Genomic DNA, 16,004 nt, shown 5'->3' on the forward strand with positions numbered 1-16,004 from the left:
CGGCGCCTCTCGCGGCGCCGTTTTCTTTCTAAGAAAACGGTTCGGAAACTTTGAAAGTTTCCGGCTCACCTCCACAAAAGTTTCTGAAACCAGAGAGGCGTGATGGCAACCGTCTTGCCAGAGGCGCGAGTGTGTTCATATAAAGCCAGGTTCCACCCTGACGCTGTGCGTTTGCCCCGATTCCAAGTTTGAAACGGGTCAGGGCTTCTGCATCTTTTCCGTTCAGAACGCCCAGATCAAGCTGAATATAGCCTCGTTCTGACAGCCAGCACATAGCACGCCATAAAAGCAGGTTCATGGCATTCAGTTGCCGTCCCTCGGGAAGGTTGTGTCCGATCTGCCAGGTGGCCATCCGTCGGTGTAACAGCACCACAATTCCGGCGATGATCTCACCCTGGTACTGTGCCTCAAACACTTTCGCCTGTCCGGGGTTGATCTGTCCAAACATCGTTGAGAACCCTGCCGGATACCCTCGATACCCTTTTTGCCGGGCCTGTGTGTCTTCCGTGGCAATCAGCCAGTGACGGTCCTGCAGATCATAGCATTTCACTTTGATTTTACACGCTTCCGCCCGCCGCAATCTGTTGCGCCATTTCTGCCCCATGGCGCTGCGCATGTTTTGCGCGCCCCCCAGATCGGTTATGCCCAGAGTTACAGGGGTGATCAGCGGCCAGAAGCCATGATTTCGCAACAGATCTGATCTGCAGGGGGGCGCATTGAGCAACAGCGGTGTTGTGTTGTGATACTGTTGCCAGTGCTGCAGCCAGGCTTCCATATTTCCGACAGGTCCGCGCGTTACCAGATCCACAAGGCCAAAGCCGCCAATCCCTTTGCTTTGCACCTGCCAGGACAGGCCGCTGCTATTGCATACGTGGTGCGTCACAAGTTGTCCCATGGCTATCAGGCAGCGTGCGAACTCCGGGCTTTGTTGCAGGGGCAGGAGAGGGGGCCGATTTTCCATGTGCCCATTAATGAAAATTAAACTTTAAATCTGGTTAATAGTCTTATGAAACACCAGAACGTTCGCAGATTAAAAACGGGAGATATTCCCGCCCCGCAATTCACACCGGCGGCGGCGCTTCTGCTTGCTCTGATCCTCTCAATTCCTTTCATTTTCATAGGAATGGCGGAGGTTTTGCGCGCCCTGATATAAAAAGCCCTGCAACATCAGATGCTGCAGGGCCTTGCATTTCAGAATGTCAGGAAAAGATTAACCTTCCAGCACGACCAGAGCGTGGCGCTTTTTACCAGCAGACAGCTTTACAGGTTCGGCCAGATCAGACGCCTGCAGCACAACACCGGTGCTTTCCAGCGGTGCATCGTTCATCTTCGCCCCGTTTTCACCGATCAGACGTTTCGCATCTTTGCCGGATTTCGCGAGGCCGGATTTCACGATCAGCTGCACGATGGAGATGCCGTCACCGATATCCGCCGCAGACAGTTTCAGCGTCGGCAGATCATCCCCCATGCCGCCTTTTTCAAACACTTCCCGTGCAGTGGCTTCCGCGTTTGCGGCGGCCTCGGCACCGTGGGCCAGCGTTGTCACGGCATTTGCAAGAATGATCTTGGCGTCGTTGATCTCGGACCCTTCCAGGGCACCCAGGCGTTCACATTCCTCGATCGGCATTTCGGTGTAAAGCTTCAGGAAGCGGCCAACATCTGCATCCGTCGTGTTGCGCCAGAACTGCCAGAACTCATAAGGCGAACGCATATCCGCATTCAGCCAGACCGCACCATCCTGGCTTTTGCCCATTTTCTTGCCGTCAGAGGTTGTCAGCAGGGGCGACGTCAGGCCGAAAATCTGGTTGTCCAGCACACGGCGCGTCAGGTCGATCCCGTTGATAATATTGCCCCACTGATCCGATCCACCCATCTGCAACAGACAGCCGTAACGGCGGTTCAGTTCCAGGAAGTCATAGGCTTGCAGGATCATGTAGTTGAACTCAAGGAAGCTCAGGCTTTGTTCACGATCAAGACGTGATTTCACGCTTTCAAAGGCCAGCATCCGGTTCACCGAGAAATGACGACCAATGTCGCGCAGGAACTCAAGGTAGTTCAGATCATCCAGCCATTCCGCGTTATTCACCATTGTCGCGTCAGTATCACCATCGCCAAAGCTGACGTAGGAGCTGAAGACCTTCTTGATGCCAGAGATGTTGTCATCGATCTGATCAGGCGTCAGCAGCGGGCGTTCATCAGCACGGAAAGACGGATCTCCCACCTTTGTTGTGCCGCCGCCCATCAGAACAATTGGCTTATGGCCGGTTTTCTGCAACCAGCGCAGCATCATAATCTGGATAAGGGACCCGACATGCAGAGATTTTGCAGTCGCGTCAAAGCCGATATATGCTGGCACAACCCCCGCCATAAACGCGTCATCCAGCGCCTGATAGTCGGTGCAATCGGCCAGAAAGCCGCGCTCGATCATCACACGCATAAAGTCAGATTTGGGGTGCCAGGTCATTACGTTTCATCCATAGAATTCTATCTGTGCTACGGATATAACGGGGGCAGGTTAAAAGGGAAAGCGAATGTTGAAACAGGATGCAATCTGGTCGCTGGGTGCGATGACAGGCACGTCTTTGGACGGGATCGATGCGGCGATGGTGCTGACCGACGGGCATGAGATTCTGGAATTTGGCGAAAGCCGGTACCGTGAATGGACACCAGAGGAACGCGCAACGATTGCCTCGGGGTTTGGTCACTGGCAGGGCGATCCGGGGATCGAAGACCTGTCCGAAATGATCGAAACCGCCCATGCCGAGGCTTTGTCGCCTTTTGGGGAGGCGCAGTTGATCGGCTTTCACGGCCAGACCCTGGCCCATGACCCGGACAACGGGCGCACCCACCAGTGTGGCAATGGCCATGTCCTGGCCGAAGTGCTGAACACCCCGGTGGTCTGGGATTTTCGCACGACAGATATGGAAATGGGCGGGCAGGGCGCGCCGCTTGCGCCGTTCTTTCATTTCGCCTGTGCCAAACTGATCAATGCGGAACGCCCGCTGGCTTTCCTTAATCTCGGCGGTGTTGGCAATATCACCTATGTCGACCCCACCAAAGAACGTCCCGAAGATCCTGGTGCATTGCTGGCCTTCGACACTGGCCCCGCAAACGCGCCGATCAATGATCTGATGTTGTCCCGGCGTGGCCTGCCATGGGATGAAGATGGTGCGCTGGCGTCCGAAGGCGAAGTCGATGAAGGTATCGTCAGCGATTTCCTGGAATATGACTATTTCTACCGCGAACCGCCCAAATCACTGGATCGCAATGACTTCCCGAATATTCTTGAACTGGTGGAAGTTCTGGAAGATGCCGACGCCTGCGCCACGCTGACAGCGATTGCTGCGGCCTCTGCCGCACGGGGATTGCGTCATTGCCCGGAAATGCCCGAAGGCGTCCTGGTAACCGGCGGCGGGCGCAAAAACCCGATGTTGATGTCCATGCTGTCCCTTCTGATGGATTGCCCGGTGGCCCCGGTCGAGGATGCAGGCCTTGATGGCGATATGCTGGAAGCCCAGGCTTTTGCCTATCTTGCGGTGCGGACCAGATATGGTCTGCCGAACTCAGCACCCGGTACCACGGGCTGCCACGCGCCGGTGGTTGGGGGGCATATCTCGAAGCCGGGTAAATTGCGTCGCTAGGTGAGTACGAAATCCTTTGTAATAAACATCACTCCAGGGCAGGATCGGAAAAAAAGAACTGTCCAGGAGTTTCCATGTCACTATTGAACCTACGTTCGTTGTTTATTGCTTCCTTTATGGCCATCAGTGCAGCCCCGGTTGCCGCCGAAGGATATAAACCTGTAGGTGGGTACGACAAATACGTGGAAGAGCATGTTTTTGCCGCCAGCATTATGGAAGAACTGAATGCGCATTCTATCTTCGTCGATCTTGAGTATTGCGGCTTTATTTATCGCGAACAGGATGAACTGAAAGCGACCCGTGCCCAGAAAGGCCAGGCGGCCAGTTGTCTGCCTATGCTGCCTCAGGGCAATGTGGAAATCTTTGCCAGCTATCACACGCATGCCGCTTTTGATCCGGCCAGCTATAACGAAGTGCCCTCCCTTCAGGATATGGAAGGGGATTTCGCGCGTTTTGAAAACGGATATATCACCACCCCGGGGGGGCGCTTTTGGTTTGTGGAAAATCAGAAACGCCAGGCGCGGCAGCTGTGTGGTTACCGGTGCATGCCGTTTGATTCACTGTATCAGGAAAGCCCTGATAAAAAGGTGCCTTACAGCTTAACCACTGCGGATCTGGAGGTGCTGTTCAACCAGCCGATTGAATAGATCTATACTTTGCCGGGAATGGTGAAGTGAGCAGGTGCCAGCTTGAAGCCTTCAAACTGAAACCCAGGTGATACGGTACAGCCGACAAGCGTCCAGTCCCCTGTGGTTTCCGCAGCTTGCCAATGTCCCGTTGGGACGATCAGCTGGGGCATTTGCCCGCCCATCACATCCGGCCCCAGAACATCCTGCGTTGCCGGGCCGGTTTCACTTTCCGCGCGATGCAGGATCAGCGGCGCACCGGCATAATAGTGCCAGATTTCAACCGCATCGACCTTATGCCAGTGACTGCGTACGCCTTCTTGCAGCAGAAAGAAAATACAGGTCCCCGCCGCACGTTCACCTTCAGATGCATCCGCAATCCAGGTCTGCCGGTAATACCCGCCTTCGGGATGCGGGGCGAGGTTGAGGCACTTGATCAGGTCCTGGGCGGTGGTCATCGTATTCTCCAACAAAAAAGCCCCGCCAGAATGGCAGGGCTTTGAAATCGTGCAAGGGCTGATATCAGCGCAGGATAGATTTCCCGGCGTAGGCGGCTGTGTCGCCCAGCATTTCCTCGATGCGGATCAGCTGGTTGTATTTCGCCAACCGGTCGGACCGTGCGAGGGAACCGGTTTTGATCTGGCCGCAGTTGGTGGCAACGGCGAGATCTGCAATTGTCGCATCCTCGGTTTCACCGGAACGGTGGCTCATGACGCAGGTCATCCGGTTGCGGTGCGCCATATCCACAGCGGTCAGGCTTTCGGACAGGGTGCCGATCTGGTTCACTTTCACCAGAAGGGAGTTACCACAGCCTTTTTCAATGCCCTGGGCCAGACGGGTCGGGTTGGTCACAAACAGATCGTCGCCCACCAGCTGTACTTTGCCGCCCAGTTCATCGGTCAACATCTTCCAGCCGTCCCAGTCATCTTCGTCCATACCGTCTTCAATAGACAGGATCGGATAGTCTTTGACGAGGGCCGCGAGGTAAGCAACGTTTTCCTCGGAAGACAGGCTCAGGCCTTCGCCGGAAATCTCATATTTGCCGTTCTTGTAATATTCTGTCGCGGCACAATCCAGCGCCAGCATGATATCATCACCCGGGATGTAACCGGCCTTTTCAATAGATTTGAGAACGAAATCGAGCGCCTCACGGGTAGAGGCGATGTTTGGCGCGAAACCACCTTCGTCCCCAATGCCGGTGGACAGGCCAGCGGCGGAAAGTTCACCTTTCAGCGTGTGGAAGATCTCAGCGCCCATACGTACGGCATCACGGATGTTACCGGCAGACACCGGCATGATCATGAATTCCTGGATGTCGATCGGGTTGTCGGCATGTTCGCCACCGTTGATGATGTTCATCATCGGAACCGGCAGAACGCGCGCCTGTGTGCCACCCACATAACGATACAGAGGCTGCATAGAGAAATCAGCCGCCGCTTTTGCCGCCGCCAGGGACACACCCAGGATCGCGTTCGCGCCCAGGCGGGATTTGTTTTCGGTGCCGTCAAGTTCGATCATCGCAGCGTCAATCGCGGCCTGCTCGGTCACGTCGAAACCGGTCAGCATGTCGGAGATCTCGCCGTTTACGGCTTCAACAGCCGCAAGAACGCCTTTGCCCTTGTAACGGTTCTTGTCGCCATCACGCTTTTCATTGGCTTCCCAGGCACCGGTGGATGCGCCGGAAGGTACGGCTGCGCGGCCCATCATGCCATCTTCAAGCACAACATCAACTTCAACGGTCGGGTTGCCCCGGCTGTCCAGAATTTCACGGGCGTGGATATCGAAAATCGTGCTCATCAGAGGCTCCTCGGCGGCAATAGAATTTTGCCGCATATGTAGGGCAGAGTGGCGCAGATAGCCAGCGCTTTCCGGGTGTTTGCCCGGTGTTTACGCTAACCCTGTGTGGGGTGGTTGCTTATTCATCCACAGGCGGTACGCGGCTTTCAAGCACACGACGTTCACGCATGATGACGTAGATGCCGGAGGATATAATAATGCCGGAACCGACAAGCGTCCAGAAATCCGGGACTTCGTCAAAGATGAAATAGCCGAGGATGATTGAGAAGACGAGACGCGAGTAACGGAAAGGCGCAAGAGCGGATGCTTCGCCCATGCGCATGGCTGTCACGATCAGGTAGTAACCAAAGCAGCCAAAGACCACGCAGGCGGCAAATTGCAGAAGCTGATGGAATTCAGGCCAGACAGGTGCATCCAGTAGCAGCAGCAGGAAGATCCCGGCGGGAATAACGCCCATGAACCCCCAGAAGGATACAGCAACGGATGGGGTGCCACCAGGCAGCTGACGTGTCGCCAGATCCCGTCCGGCAAGCACCACAGCGGCAGCGACGGCAAGCAGGGCTGCGGGCTGAAACCCGTCAAAGCCCGGACGGATAATCACCAGCACACCAAAGAGGCCGATAAAGATTGCGGTCCAGCGCCGCCAGCCAACTTTTTCACCCAAAAGGAAAGCCGCACCAATGGTCACAATCAGGGATGTGGTCTGCAGCAGGGCAGCGGCAATCGACAGGGGCACCAGCCAGAGAGCGGTCGCGAAGAACAGTGCCGATCCGGTTTCCCCAAGGGTGCGCCAGAACAGCATCTTGCTGAAGACACGCGGGCCAATGATGGGCTGACGATTGACGAATGCAACAGTTGCAAAGACACAAGAACCGCCGATCCCCAGAAAAATCAGAACCTGACCCACGGGAAAGGTTTCGGCCAGGGATTTGATAAAGCTGTCCTCAATGGTGAACATAGCCATGGCCACTACGACCAGAAGAATACCGCGCAGATTGTCCATGGGGACTCCGTTACTTAAGAGACAGTCAATGTCAGGAAGCTGCAGTGGTTATCCCCTGCATTGCGTCAGTGGTGACAGGCTGTCGCAGGCGGTTCAAGCACAAAAGCGACTTTGGGGTCGGAAATTGTATCCAATCGGAATGTGGCTGGGGGCCAGCCCCCATACCCCCGGGATTTTTGTGGAACCAAAATGCGCGCGACAGGCAAGATCGCACCTGGCGAGTGTCACTTAATCTTTTCGCCGTAAAGTTCCATCCGGTGGCCTTTCAGGCGGTATCCCAGACGTTCGGCAATTTTTTCCTGAAGGGCTTCGATCTCAGGGTCGACGAACTCGATGACTTCACCGGTGTCCAGATCAAACAGGTGGTCATGATGTTCGCGATCTGCGGCCTCATAACGTGCGCGTCCGTCGCCGAATTCCACCCGTTCCAGGATGTCATTTTCCTCAAACAGTTTTACCGTGCGGTACACTGTGGCAAGGGAAATTCCGGCATCCTCTTTTGCGGCACGGGCAAAGAGTTCCTCCACATTCGGGTGGTCATGGGCGGCGTCCAGCACCTGCGCAATAATGCGGCGCTGTCCGGTCTTACGCAGACCGGAGGCTTCAAGGCGTTTAACGATACTCATAGTTTTGCTTACACCAGATCCGGTTCACGACCAAAGTGATTTGCCACACGGGTGACTGTCAGCCCCTGGATGATGATCGAGAACAACACAATCACATAGGTCGCGGTCAGGATCAGGGGTTTCCATTCGCTGTCGGGCAGGGACAGGGCCAGGGCCACAGAGATCCCGCCTTTCAACCCGCCCCATGTCATGATCGGAACCACGCCGGGGCTGAATGTACGGAAGGGGCGCAGCACGGTGACAGGCACATAAACCGCCGCAAAACGGGCGAACAGGGCCAGAGCAAGGGCAAAGCAGCTGGCGATCAATGCGTCGAACGAGAAGGCAACAGCGAAGACTTCAAAGCCGATCATCAGGAACAGAACCGCATTCAGGATCTCGTCAATCAACTTCCAGAACGCATCAACATATTTGCGGGTTTCCTCAGACATGCCGTGTTTCGCGCCGATATCGCCAATCAGAAGGCCTGCGCAAACCGCCATAATCGGTGCAGAGAAATGCAACCAGACCGCAAGGGAATAACCACCAAACGCCAGGCTGAGGGTCAGCAGGACCTCAAGCGAATAGTCATCAATGCGGCGCATGACGCGGAAGGTCAGCCAGCCCAGAACAATACCAAGCACAGCGCCACCAATGGCTTCCTGCACAAAGAGTTGCGCGGCAGTAGCAAGCTGGGATGGTTCTTCGCCATGGTGTCCACCGCCGTGCCCACCTACATCCGGGAAGGCGAGGCCAACCAGCACAAGGAACACCACATAGCCAACGCCATCGTTAAACAGGCTTTCACCGGCGATCTTTGTTTCAAGGCTTTTGCGCAGATTGGCTTCGCGCAAAACGCCCAGAACCGCCACGGGATCAGTCGGAGAGATAAGCGAGCCAAAGACCAGCGCAATCATCAGCGGCATGCCTGTGATCCAGGAGAACCCAAAGCCGACAATCATTGTGGACAGGGCCACACCCATGGTCGCCATCAGAAAGACCACGCGCCATTCGCCGCGCAAGTCAGACAGTTTCACATGCAATGCACCGGCAAACAGCAACAGGCCCAACATGCCTTCAAGCAATGCATCAGAGAAATCAATGCTCAGCACGATGCCACGCACCTGATCCGCAATGCCAAGACCGGGGGCAAACGCATCAACAATCAGAATGCCGACAGAGGCCAGAAGCGCAACGACCAGGATACCAATTGCGGAGGGCAACTTCAGAAACAGATAGTTAATCGCGCCGAAGGCACCGGCAAGGACGATAAGAAGGGAACTGATCTGTAATAAGGTCATCTGAAAGGCCTCTGGCTGCGCATATTTTTGCCGCTTCTAACACGCCCGATGCGTTCAGGCCACAGGTCAGATGGGCGCGACCTGTGGAAAAGCCTTAGAAAAATCGGCCCAGATCGGCAGATGATCCGAAGCACGGCGGGCAAGCGGGCTTTCAATCACGCCTGCGCTGTGCAAATGCCAGGCGTTGCAATGGGCGATGCGATCAAGATGCGCGATGGGACGTGCGGCGTGAAAACTGCGGCCGGGGGTGAGGATCGTGTAATCCGAAAGAGGCTCCATCCCTTTATTGCGCGACCATTCGTTAAAATCGCCCGCAAGGATGGTGGGGCGGTTTGTCAGCGTGTTCAGGTGATCCTGCAGTGCTATCATCTGGCGCTGCCGATCCCGGCGTCGCAGGCCAAGGTGAAGGCCACAGATGCGGAGATCACCTTGAGGTGTCGTCAGATCCGCAATCAGCGCGCCGCGTGGTTCAAATCCGGGAAGATCAATGAAATGAATGCCCTGTGGGGTGATGTTCTCGCTGATCAGTATGCTGTTTCCATGGCTGCCCAGGCTGTCAGCGCCTCCGCCTTCCGGGAAAACAGACAGCCCGGTTTCTTCCCGGATCACGCTACGGGGTAAGGCCGCAGGGCGTGCGCCAAGGCGTTTATCCGCTTCCTGCAGCAACACCACGTCTGCGCTCAGATCATTAATAACCCGGGCCGTGCGCGCCGGGTCCCGGCGGCGATCAAGGCCAATACATTTGCGGATATTGTAGCTTGCGATGCGAAGGGTCATATTAAGGATATAGGATGCGTGTAGCGCGAAACCAGATGTGGAGGTAAACAATGAAGAACCTCAACCCGATCCGGGAACAAAGCAGAATTGTCTTTGTGATCTGGGGCTTTCTGGCCCTGGCACTTCTTGCGGCCCTTGTGACGTTCAACTGGTCGCTGGCGTTTATTGCCGTGGCGACGTTTTCGCTGTCATTGCTTCCGGTGTTTTTTGCCAACAGGTTTGAGATCCGCCTGCCGCATGGTTTCTTTGCGGCTGTCGTTTTCTTTATTTTCGGGACAATTTTTCTGGGCGAGGCTTTTGACTTTTATGAACGCTACGGATGGTGGGATGTGTTGTTGCATGGTGGATCCGCCGTGGGGTTCGGGCTGATCGGTTTTATCTTTGTACTGATGCTGTTTGAAGGTGATCGCTATGCTGCGCCGCCCTGGGGCATGGCGTTTTTTGCCTTTTGCTTTGCCATGACAATCGGGGCCGTATGGGAGATTTTTGAATTTGGCATGGATCAGGTTTTTGGGCTGAATATGCAGAAATCAGGCCTGGTCGATACAATGGCGGATCTGATGGTCGACGGGCTGGGCGCTCTGATCGGTGCGGCCGCAGGTTTTGCCTGGCTGAAGGGGCGCGAGAAGGGCAGCCTGACGGGACAGATTACACAGTTTGTTCGCGAAAACCGGGGATGGTTTCGCAGATGGCGGCGTAAATAGACTGCGCCCGTTTTCTTTCAAAGAAAACGGAACGGAAACTTTGAAAGTTTCCGCGTGTCTCAGAACCTGCGGCTCATGCGCTGGTAAAGTTCATGGGTTCTGAAACCAAGTTTCTCATAAAGCATTTTGGCTTTTGGATTATCCGCTGCCACATCCAGGTTGACCCGCTGCACATCCATCTTTGCCAGCTCTTTCATAATCGCCATCAGGCACTGGCTGCCCATACCACGTCCACGCACAGAGGGACGGATCCAGATTTCATCAATCAGGGCTTCCCGCCCGCCAATCGCCATGCAAAAGCCAAAGGATACAATGATATAGCCCACCGGGGAAGATTTCGGCCCAATCAGCCATGCTGCCGCCTGCATCTCGCCGGAAAACAGTATATCAATGCCTGTCGCGCGTTCAGCGTCCGTCGTCGGAAGTTCTTCTTCCGTGTGAAATTGCATCACCATGTTGGCAAGGCGTTCCCGGTCATCCGGGCTACAGAGAGACAGCATATTGCTCATAACCGGGCCAGCCTTTCTGTCAGCAGGGCAAAGAACCCATCTGCGTCCACGTCCCCAATGAACAGGGCGTTTGGCGCGTGATCTGTAACCCGCCACCAATCTGCAACCGTTGCCCCCATCGTCAGTTCAGACTGGGTTTCGATCTGAACATTAATATGGCGGCCTGTGAACAGATCCGGTTTTATCAGATAAGCTGTGACACAGGGATCATGCAGGGGCGCGCCGTCAGAACCGTATTTTTCTTTGTCGAAACGTTCAAAGAAATCCGTCATATCGGCGACCGCCTGGCCGACATGTGTGCCGATTTTGCGGAAGGCATCATTGCGGGGTTTCGTGACAAGAGCTTTATGGGTGACATCCAGCGGCATGACCACAATCGGGATGCCGGATTTAAACACAATATCTGCGGCCAGGGGATCAACGTAGATGTTAAATTCGGCGGATGGTGTGATATTTCCGCCCTCAAAATATCCACCGCCCATCAGGACAACTTCCTGCACACGATCCACAATGTCAGGTGCTTTCTCAAAGGCACTCGCAATATTTGTCAACGGCCCCAATGGGCAGAGTGTCACAGTGCCAGGGGTTTCCTCTCGCAGGGTTTCAATGATGAAATCCACAGCATGCCCCGGTGTCAGCTCCATAACCGGATCGGGCAGTACCGGGCCATCAAGGCCGGTTTTCCCATGCACATGCTCGGCAGTGACCAGAGGACGGTTCATGGGGCGATCACAACCGGCAAAAACCTTCACATCTGTCTTCCTGGCAAGTTCACAGACAATGCGTGCGTTCTTCTGCGTCAGCTCTAACGGCACATTTCCGGCAACACAGGTGATGCCCAGAACATCCATATCTTCGGGGCTGGCAAGTGCCAGAAGAATAGCCACCGCATCGTCCTGGCCTGGATCCGTATCAATGATGATTTTGCGTGCTGTCATATCGCCCTCCGTGAGAGGCTGACAGTGGCTTTCCCCGCAGAGAATGTCCAGCCCGGAAAGGTGCCGGTGACGGGAAGCAGAGAAGATCTGCCGATGGGCCGGTGAGAGACGCCCTGCACGCGCAGCGTGCCATGCCCAACGCCTGAAATACAGCTTTGCTGTCTGGAGGGCGGCGGGAGCCTTCCGGGCAAAAGAAAGGCCCGCAGAAATACCACGGGCCAGTCAGGGAAACTTTCAGAACGGATCTGATCCGATAAAGCGGATCAGTTGCCCGCGTCGAAGTCGACTTCTTCCGTCAGGCGCAGGGCCGCGCCGCGCTGTTGTGCAATGTCCATGAGGTTCACGTCATCCACCGTGAATTCGCCCCAGCTTGCAACCAGTTCCGCCGGGGTGGAACCCGGTGCGATCGGGTATTCAAAGTTGGCTTCGGCATAGATTTCCTGCGCTGCCGGAGAGGTCAGGAATTCCATCATTTTCAGCGCATTTTCGCGGTTTGGTGCGTGCGCCGTCATCGCCACGCCAGACACGTTCACATGGGTGCCGCCGTCTTCAAATTCCGGGAAAACAATGCGCACAGAATCCGCCCAGGCCTGCTGTTCTTCATTGCTCAGCATTTTGCCCATGTAATAGGTGTTGCCCAGCGAAATGTCACATTCACCGGCCCAGATGGATTTTACCTGTGCGCGGTCATTGCCTTCGGGCGGATGGGCCAGGTTGGCTTTCACACCTTCAAGCCAGGCGCGGGTTTCTTCCTCACCATGGTGGTGCAACATGGCAGAAGTCAGAGCAACCGTATAGGCATGGGTACCGGACCGGGTGCAGATACGGCCTTCCCATTTCGGATCAGCCAGATCTTCATAAGTGGTGATTTCACCTTCAGCGACGCGATCGCGAGAGGCATAGACAATACGTGCGCGGGTGGTCAGGCCAAACCAGCGACCTTCCGGATCACGATAGAGATCAGGCACGTTTGCGTTCAGTACATCGCTTTCGACGCTCTGGGTCAGATCGGCTTCCACAACCGCGTTCAGACGGGAAATATCCACGGTGAACACAAGATCCGCAGGGGAGCGCGTGCCTTCTGCCTGAAGGCGCTCTACCAGACCCTGTTTCAGATGCACTACATTTACATCGATGCCGGTTTCAGAGGTGAACGCATCGGTCAGGGGTTTGATCAGCTCGGGCTGGCGGTAAGAATAGATATTCACTTCCTCTGCAGATGCAGGGGCAGCAACAGCAAGCAGAGTGCTGGCAAACAGGGTGGGTTTCAGTGCGGACATCAGACGCGCTCCATCAGTACAGGTTCGCGTCTTTTTAATCTGACTGATTTACTCAGGTCAATATCTGAATGTTTTAGTCAGATGTCTGGCGTTGTTCCGCTTTCACGCGGTCCCAAAGCGCATCCATTTCCTCCAGATTACTGTCTTCCGGACGCTTTCCCATGGATGCAAGATGCGCTTCAACACCTTCAAAACGTTTGGTGAATTTATTGTTGGCAGCACGCAGAGCGGCTTCTGGTTCCACCCCCAGGTGACGGGCAAGATTGGCCATGACAAATAGCAGATCTCCCATTTCTTCCTCAACCTCTGCCTGGGTCAGGGTGTCGCGGGCTTCGACCAGCTCGTCGCATTCCTCGCGAATTTTATCCAACACCTGGGTGGTTTCCGGCCAGTCAAAGCCTACCCTGGCCGCGCGTTTCTGTAATTTATACGCACGCAGCAGGGCTGGCAGGCCAACAGCCACACCGTCCAGCGCCCCTTTTTCCGCACGATCTGCCCGTTCTGCTGCTTTGATCTGTTCCCAATCCGCGGTCTGCTGTTCAGCGGATTTCTCGCGGCTCTCATCGCCAAAGACATGCGGGTGGCGGGCAACCATCTTGTCGGACATCGTGTCCGCGACCTCTTCAAAGGTGAAAAGCCCGGCATCCTCGGCCATCTGTGCATGAAACACCGACTGAAACAGCAGATCGCCCAGCTCCCCCTTCAGTTCCCCCCATTCTTCCCGTTCAATCGCATCCGCGACCTCATAGGCTTCCTCAATCGTGTAAGGGGCGATGGTGGCGAACGTCTGTTCAATATCCCAGGGACAGCCTCTTTCAGGGTCGCGCAGACGCCGCATGATTTCACGTAGCCGTTCCATCCCGCCGCTAGGGGTGTGAACAATTGCATCGGAAGCAGAATAATCGCGGGCCATGGGCTGTCCTTTCATATTAATGCTTCGGTAACAGAGGGGGGCGGGCTTGCCAACTGCCGTGAGAATACGGGCTTGCGCCGGGCGGGGTTTCAAAGGAAGTTAGCGCAAACCCCACAAAGGATAAAACCATGCCCGTGATCAACCGAATTGCTGCTTATGCCGAGGATATGAAAACCTGGCGTCGCCACCTGCATATGCATCCGGAACTGCAGTTTGACTGCCATGAAACCGCTGCATTTGTGGTGGAACGCCTGAAGGAATTTGGCGTTGCCGATATTCACACGGGTATCGCGCAATCTGGTGTCGTCGCGATTATTGAGGGCAAATCTGACGGCCCGACCATTGGTCTGCGTGCGGATATGGATGCGCTGCCAATGCAGGAAACCACCGGGCTTGAACATGCCTCCACTGTGGAAGGCAAGATGCATGCCTGTGGGCACGATGGCCACACAACCATGCTGCTGGGGGCCGCACGTTATCTTGCTGAAACCCGCAACTTTTCTGGCCGCGTTGCGCTGATTTTTCAGCCGGCGGAAGAAGGCGGCGGCGGTGCTGGTGTGATGGTGGATGAAGGCATCATGGATACGTTCGACATCAGTCAGGTCTACGGCATTCACAACATTCCCGGCCTTGAGGAAGGGTATTTTACCGCGACACCTGGCCCTGTGATGGCGGCCGTCGATACGTTTGAGATTAACATCAAAGGCAAGGGCGGTCACGCGGCTTATCCGCAGGAAACCAAAGATCCGCTGGTGGCCGCTGTGGCCATGGTCGATGCGATCCAGACCATTGTCAGCCGCAATCACTATACCATGCAGGAAGTGGTTGTTTCTGTGACCCAAATCCATGTGGGAAGCGCCGATAATGTGATTGCAGATGATGGTTTTGTCGGTGGCACTGTGCGTACCTTTGAAACAGACGTTCAGGACATGGTTGAAGCCCGCCTGGGTGAGATCGTGGCAGGAACCGCTGCGGCTTACGGGGTTGAGGCAGAGCTGAACTATGAACGCGGTTATCCGGCGACGGTGAACACGCCCGAGAAAACCGCCTTTGCCACTAAAGTTGCACAGGATCTGGTGGGCCCGGATAAAGTAGATCCGAATGCGATTGGCGGCATGGGGGCAGAGGATTTCTCTTACATGCTGCAGGCGCGTCCCGGATCCTATCTGTTCCTTGGTACCGGTGAAGGCGCAGGGCTGCACAATCCGAACTACGACTTTAACGATGATGTTGCGCCGCTTGGGGCAAGCTTCTTTGCAAAGCTTGTGGAAACTGCGCAACCTGCGTAAACGGAATTTTACGAAAATTCCGGACCGGAGTTTTTCAAAAACTCCGGTCGACCCACTGAAAGGCTGTGCTGATGTCTCGTGTGATCCTGCTGAACAAACCTTTTGGCGTTCTCAGCCAGTTTACCGATAAGGGCACAGAGGGCAGCAAGCGCGAAACGCTGTCCGATTATGTTGATGTGCCAAAGGTCTATGCCGCCGGTCGGCTTGACCGGGACAGCGAAGGGCTGCTTGTGCTGACGGATGACGGCAAGCTGCAAAACCGCATCGCCAGTCCGAAATTTAAGAAACCAAAGACATATTGGGTTCAGGTGGAAGGTACGCCGGATCAGGCAGCCCTTCAGGCTCTGCGCGATGGCGTGTCTCTGAAGGATGGAGTGACCCGTCCGGCAAAAGCGGATCTGATGGAGGAACCCGAAGATCTCTGGCCGCGCACCCCACCGATCCGTGTGCGTAAATCTGTGCCCGACAGCTGGTTGCGCCTGACGATTACAGAAGGGCGCAATCGCCAGGTGCGGCGCATGTGTGCGGCGGTTGGACATCCCTGTTTGCGTCTTATTCGCTATTCAATTGGGGACTGGACAATGGAAGGGCTTGAAACCGGGACATGGCGTGACGCATAAA

At 55.4% G+C, this 16,004-nt stretch carries 17 protein-coding genes; 5 read left to right on the forward strand and 12 right to left on the reverse strand.

What is annotated here, in order from left to right; genetic code table 11:
- Positions 1–28 precede the first annotated feature (28 nt).
- Together H1D41_RS10750 and tyrS are read right to left on the reverse strand one after the other, a co-directional pair.
- Complete coding sequence (locus H1D41_RS10750; protein ID WP_228848905.1) at positions 29–883, reverse strand: GNAT family N-acetyltransferase; 855 nt, start codon at positions 881–883, stop codon at positions 29–31.
- Between the two features lie 327 nt (positions 884–1,210).
- Positions 1,211–2,464, reverse strand: a complete 1,254-nt coding sequence (tyrS, locus tag H1D41_RS10755; RefSeq protein WP_228848906.1) for a tyrosine--tRNA ligase — start codon at positions 2,462–2,464, stop codon at positions 1,211–1,213.
- A gap of 67 nt (positions 2,465–2,531) precedes the next feature.
- Here tyrS and H1D41_RS10760 point away from each other — a divergent pair, with 67 nt between their 5' ends.
- Together H1D41_RS10760 and H1D41_RS10765 are read left to right on the forward strand one after the other, a co-directional pair.
- Positions 2,532–3,641 carry an anhydro-N-acetylmuramic acid kinase gene (locus H1D41_RS10760; protein WP_228848907.1) on the forward strand — a complete coding sequence of 370 codons (1,110 nt, stop codon included), beginning with the start codon at positions 2,532–2,534 and terminating at the stop codon, positions 3,639–3,641.
- Between the two features lie 74 nt (positions 3,642–3,715).
- A complete protein-coding gene (locus H1D41_RS10765) occupies positions 3,716–4,288 on the forward strand; it encodes a DUF4329 domain-containing protein (protein ID WP_228848908.1) in 573 nt (190 codons plus the stop codon).
- 2 nt (positions 4,289–4,290) lie between these two features.
- On the opposite strand, the gene H1D41_RS10770 is transcribed toward H1D41_RS10765, so the two are convergent.
- From H1D41_RS10770 to H1D41_RS10795, 6 genes are all read right to left on the reverse strand, one after another.
- A complete protein-coding gene (locus H1D41_RS10770; RefSeq protein WP_228848909.1) occupies positions 4,291–4,725 on the reverse strand; it encodes a cupin domain-containing protein in 435 nt (144 codons plus the stop codon).
- Between the two features lie 64 nt (positions 4,726–4,789).
- Positions 4,790–6,064, reverse strand: a complete 1,275-nt coding sequence (gene eno / locus H1D41_RS10775; RefSeq protein ID WP_228848910.1) for a phosphopyruvate hydratase — start codon at positions 6,062–6,064, stop codon at positions 4,790–4,792.
- 118 nt (positions 6,065–6,182) lie between these two features.
- Entirely contained in the window at positions 6,183–7,067 is an 885-nt protein-coding gene (locus H1D41_RS10780) for a DMT family transporter (RefSeq protein ID WP_228848911.1), read from the reverse strand.
- A 224-nt stretch (positions 7,068–7,291) separates the two neighbouring features.
- On the reverse strand, positions 7,292–7,693 hold the full coding sequence (locus H1D41_RS10785) for a Fur family transcriptional regulator (protein ID WP_107498024.1): 402 nt from the start codon (positions 7,691–7,693) through the stop codon (positions 7,292–7,294).
- Positions 7,694–7,701: 8 nt separating this feature from the next.
- Positions 7,702–8,973, reverse strand: a complete 1,272-nt coding sequence (locus H1D41_RS10790; protein ID WP_228848912.1) for a cation:proton antiporter — start codon at positions 8,971–8,973, stop codon at positions 7,702–7,704.
- Between the two features lie 66 nt (positions 8,974–9,039).
- Entirely contained in the window at positions 9,040–9,750 is a 711-nt protein-coding gene (locus H1D41_RS10795; protein WP_228848913.1) for an endonuclease/exonuclease/phosphatase family protein, read from the reverse strand.
- Between the two features lie 50 nt (positions 9,751–9,800).
- Between H1D41_RS10795 and H1D41_RS10800 the strand changes: the two genes are divergently transcribed.
- Positions 9,801–10,454, forward strand: coding sequence for a hypothetical protein (locus tag H1D41_RS10800; protein WP_228848914.1), 654 nt, complete (start codon positions 9,801–9,803; stop codon positions 10,452–10,454).
- A 59-nt stretch (positions 10,455–10,513) separates the two neighbouring features.
- Here H1D41_RS10800 and H1D41_RS10805 read toward each other — a convergent pair whose 3' ends face one another.
- The 4 genes from H1D41_RS10805 to mazG form a co-directional block, all read right to left on the reverse strand.
- Positions 10,514–10,963, reverse strand: a complete 450-nt coding sequence (locus tag H1D41_RS10805) for a GNAT family N-acetyltransferase (RefSeq protein WP_228848915.1) — start codon at positions 10,961–10,963, stop codon at positions 10,514–10,516.
- Positions 10,960–11,901, reverse strand: a complete 942-nt coding sequence (locus tag H1D41_RS10810) for a nucleoside hydrolase (RefSeq protein ID WP_228848916.1) — start codon at positions 11,899–11,901, stop codon at positions 10,960–10,962. Before H1D41_RS10810 ends, H1D41_RS10805 begins: the two co-directional genes overlap by 4 nt.
- 263 nt (positions 11,902–12,164) lie before the next feature.
- Positions 12,165–13,181: a Fe(3+) ABC transporter substrate-binding protein gene (locus tag H1D41_RS10815; protein WP_228848917.1), complete on the reverse strand. Its 1,017-nt coding sequence runs from the start codon at positions 13,179–13,181 to the stop codon at positions 12,165–12,167.
- 73 nt (positions 13,182–13,254) lie between these two features.
- Positions 13,255–14,094 (reverse strand): nucleoside triphosphate pyrophosphohydrolase, encoded by an 840-nt coding sequence (gene mazG / locus H1D41_RS10820; RefSeq protein WP_228848918.1) that lies wholly within the window; start codon positions 14,092–14,094, stop codon positions 13,255–13,257.
- Between the two features lie 128 nt (positions 14,095–14,222).
- On the opposite strand from mazG, the gene H1D41_RS10825 reads away from it, so the two are divergent.
- Both H1D41_RS10825 and H1D41_RS10830 read left to right on the forward strand, forming a co-directional pair.
- Positions 14,223–15,383, forward strand: coding sequence for a M20 aminoacylase family protein (locus H1D41_RS10825; RefSeq protein ID WP_228848919.1), 1,161 nt, complete (start codon positions 14,223–14,225; stop codon positions 15,381–15,383).
- Positions 15,384–15,454: 71 nt separating this feature from the next.
- Positions 15,455–16,003 (forward strand): pseudouridine synthase, encoded by a 549-nt coding sequence (locus H1D41_RS10830; RefSeq protein ID WP_228848920.1) that lies wholly within the window; start codon positions 15,455–15,457, stop codon positions 16,001–16,003.
- The last annotated feature ends 1 nt before the right edge of the window (position 16,004 follow it).

It is taken from the genome of Halocynthiibacter styelae (genome assembly GCF_016123485.1).
Classification (GTDB): Bacteria; Pseudomonadota; Alphaproteobacteria; order Rhodobacterales; family Rhodobacteraceae; genus Halocynthiibacter; species Halocynthiibacter styelae.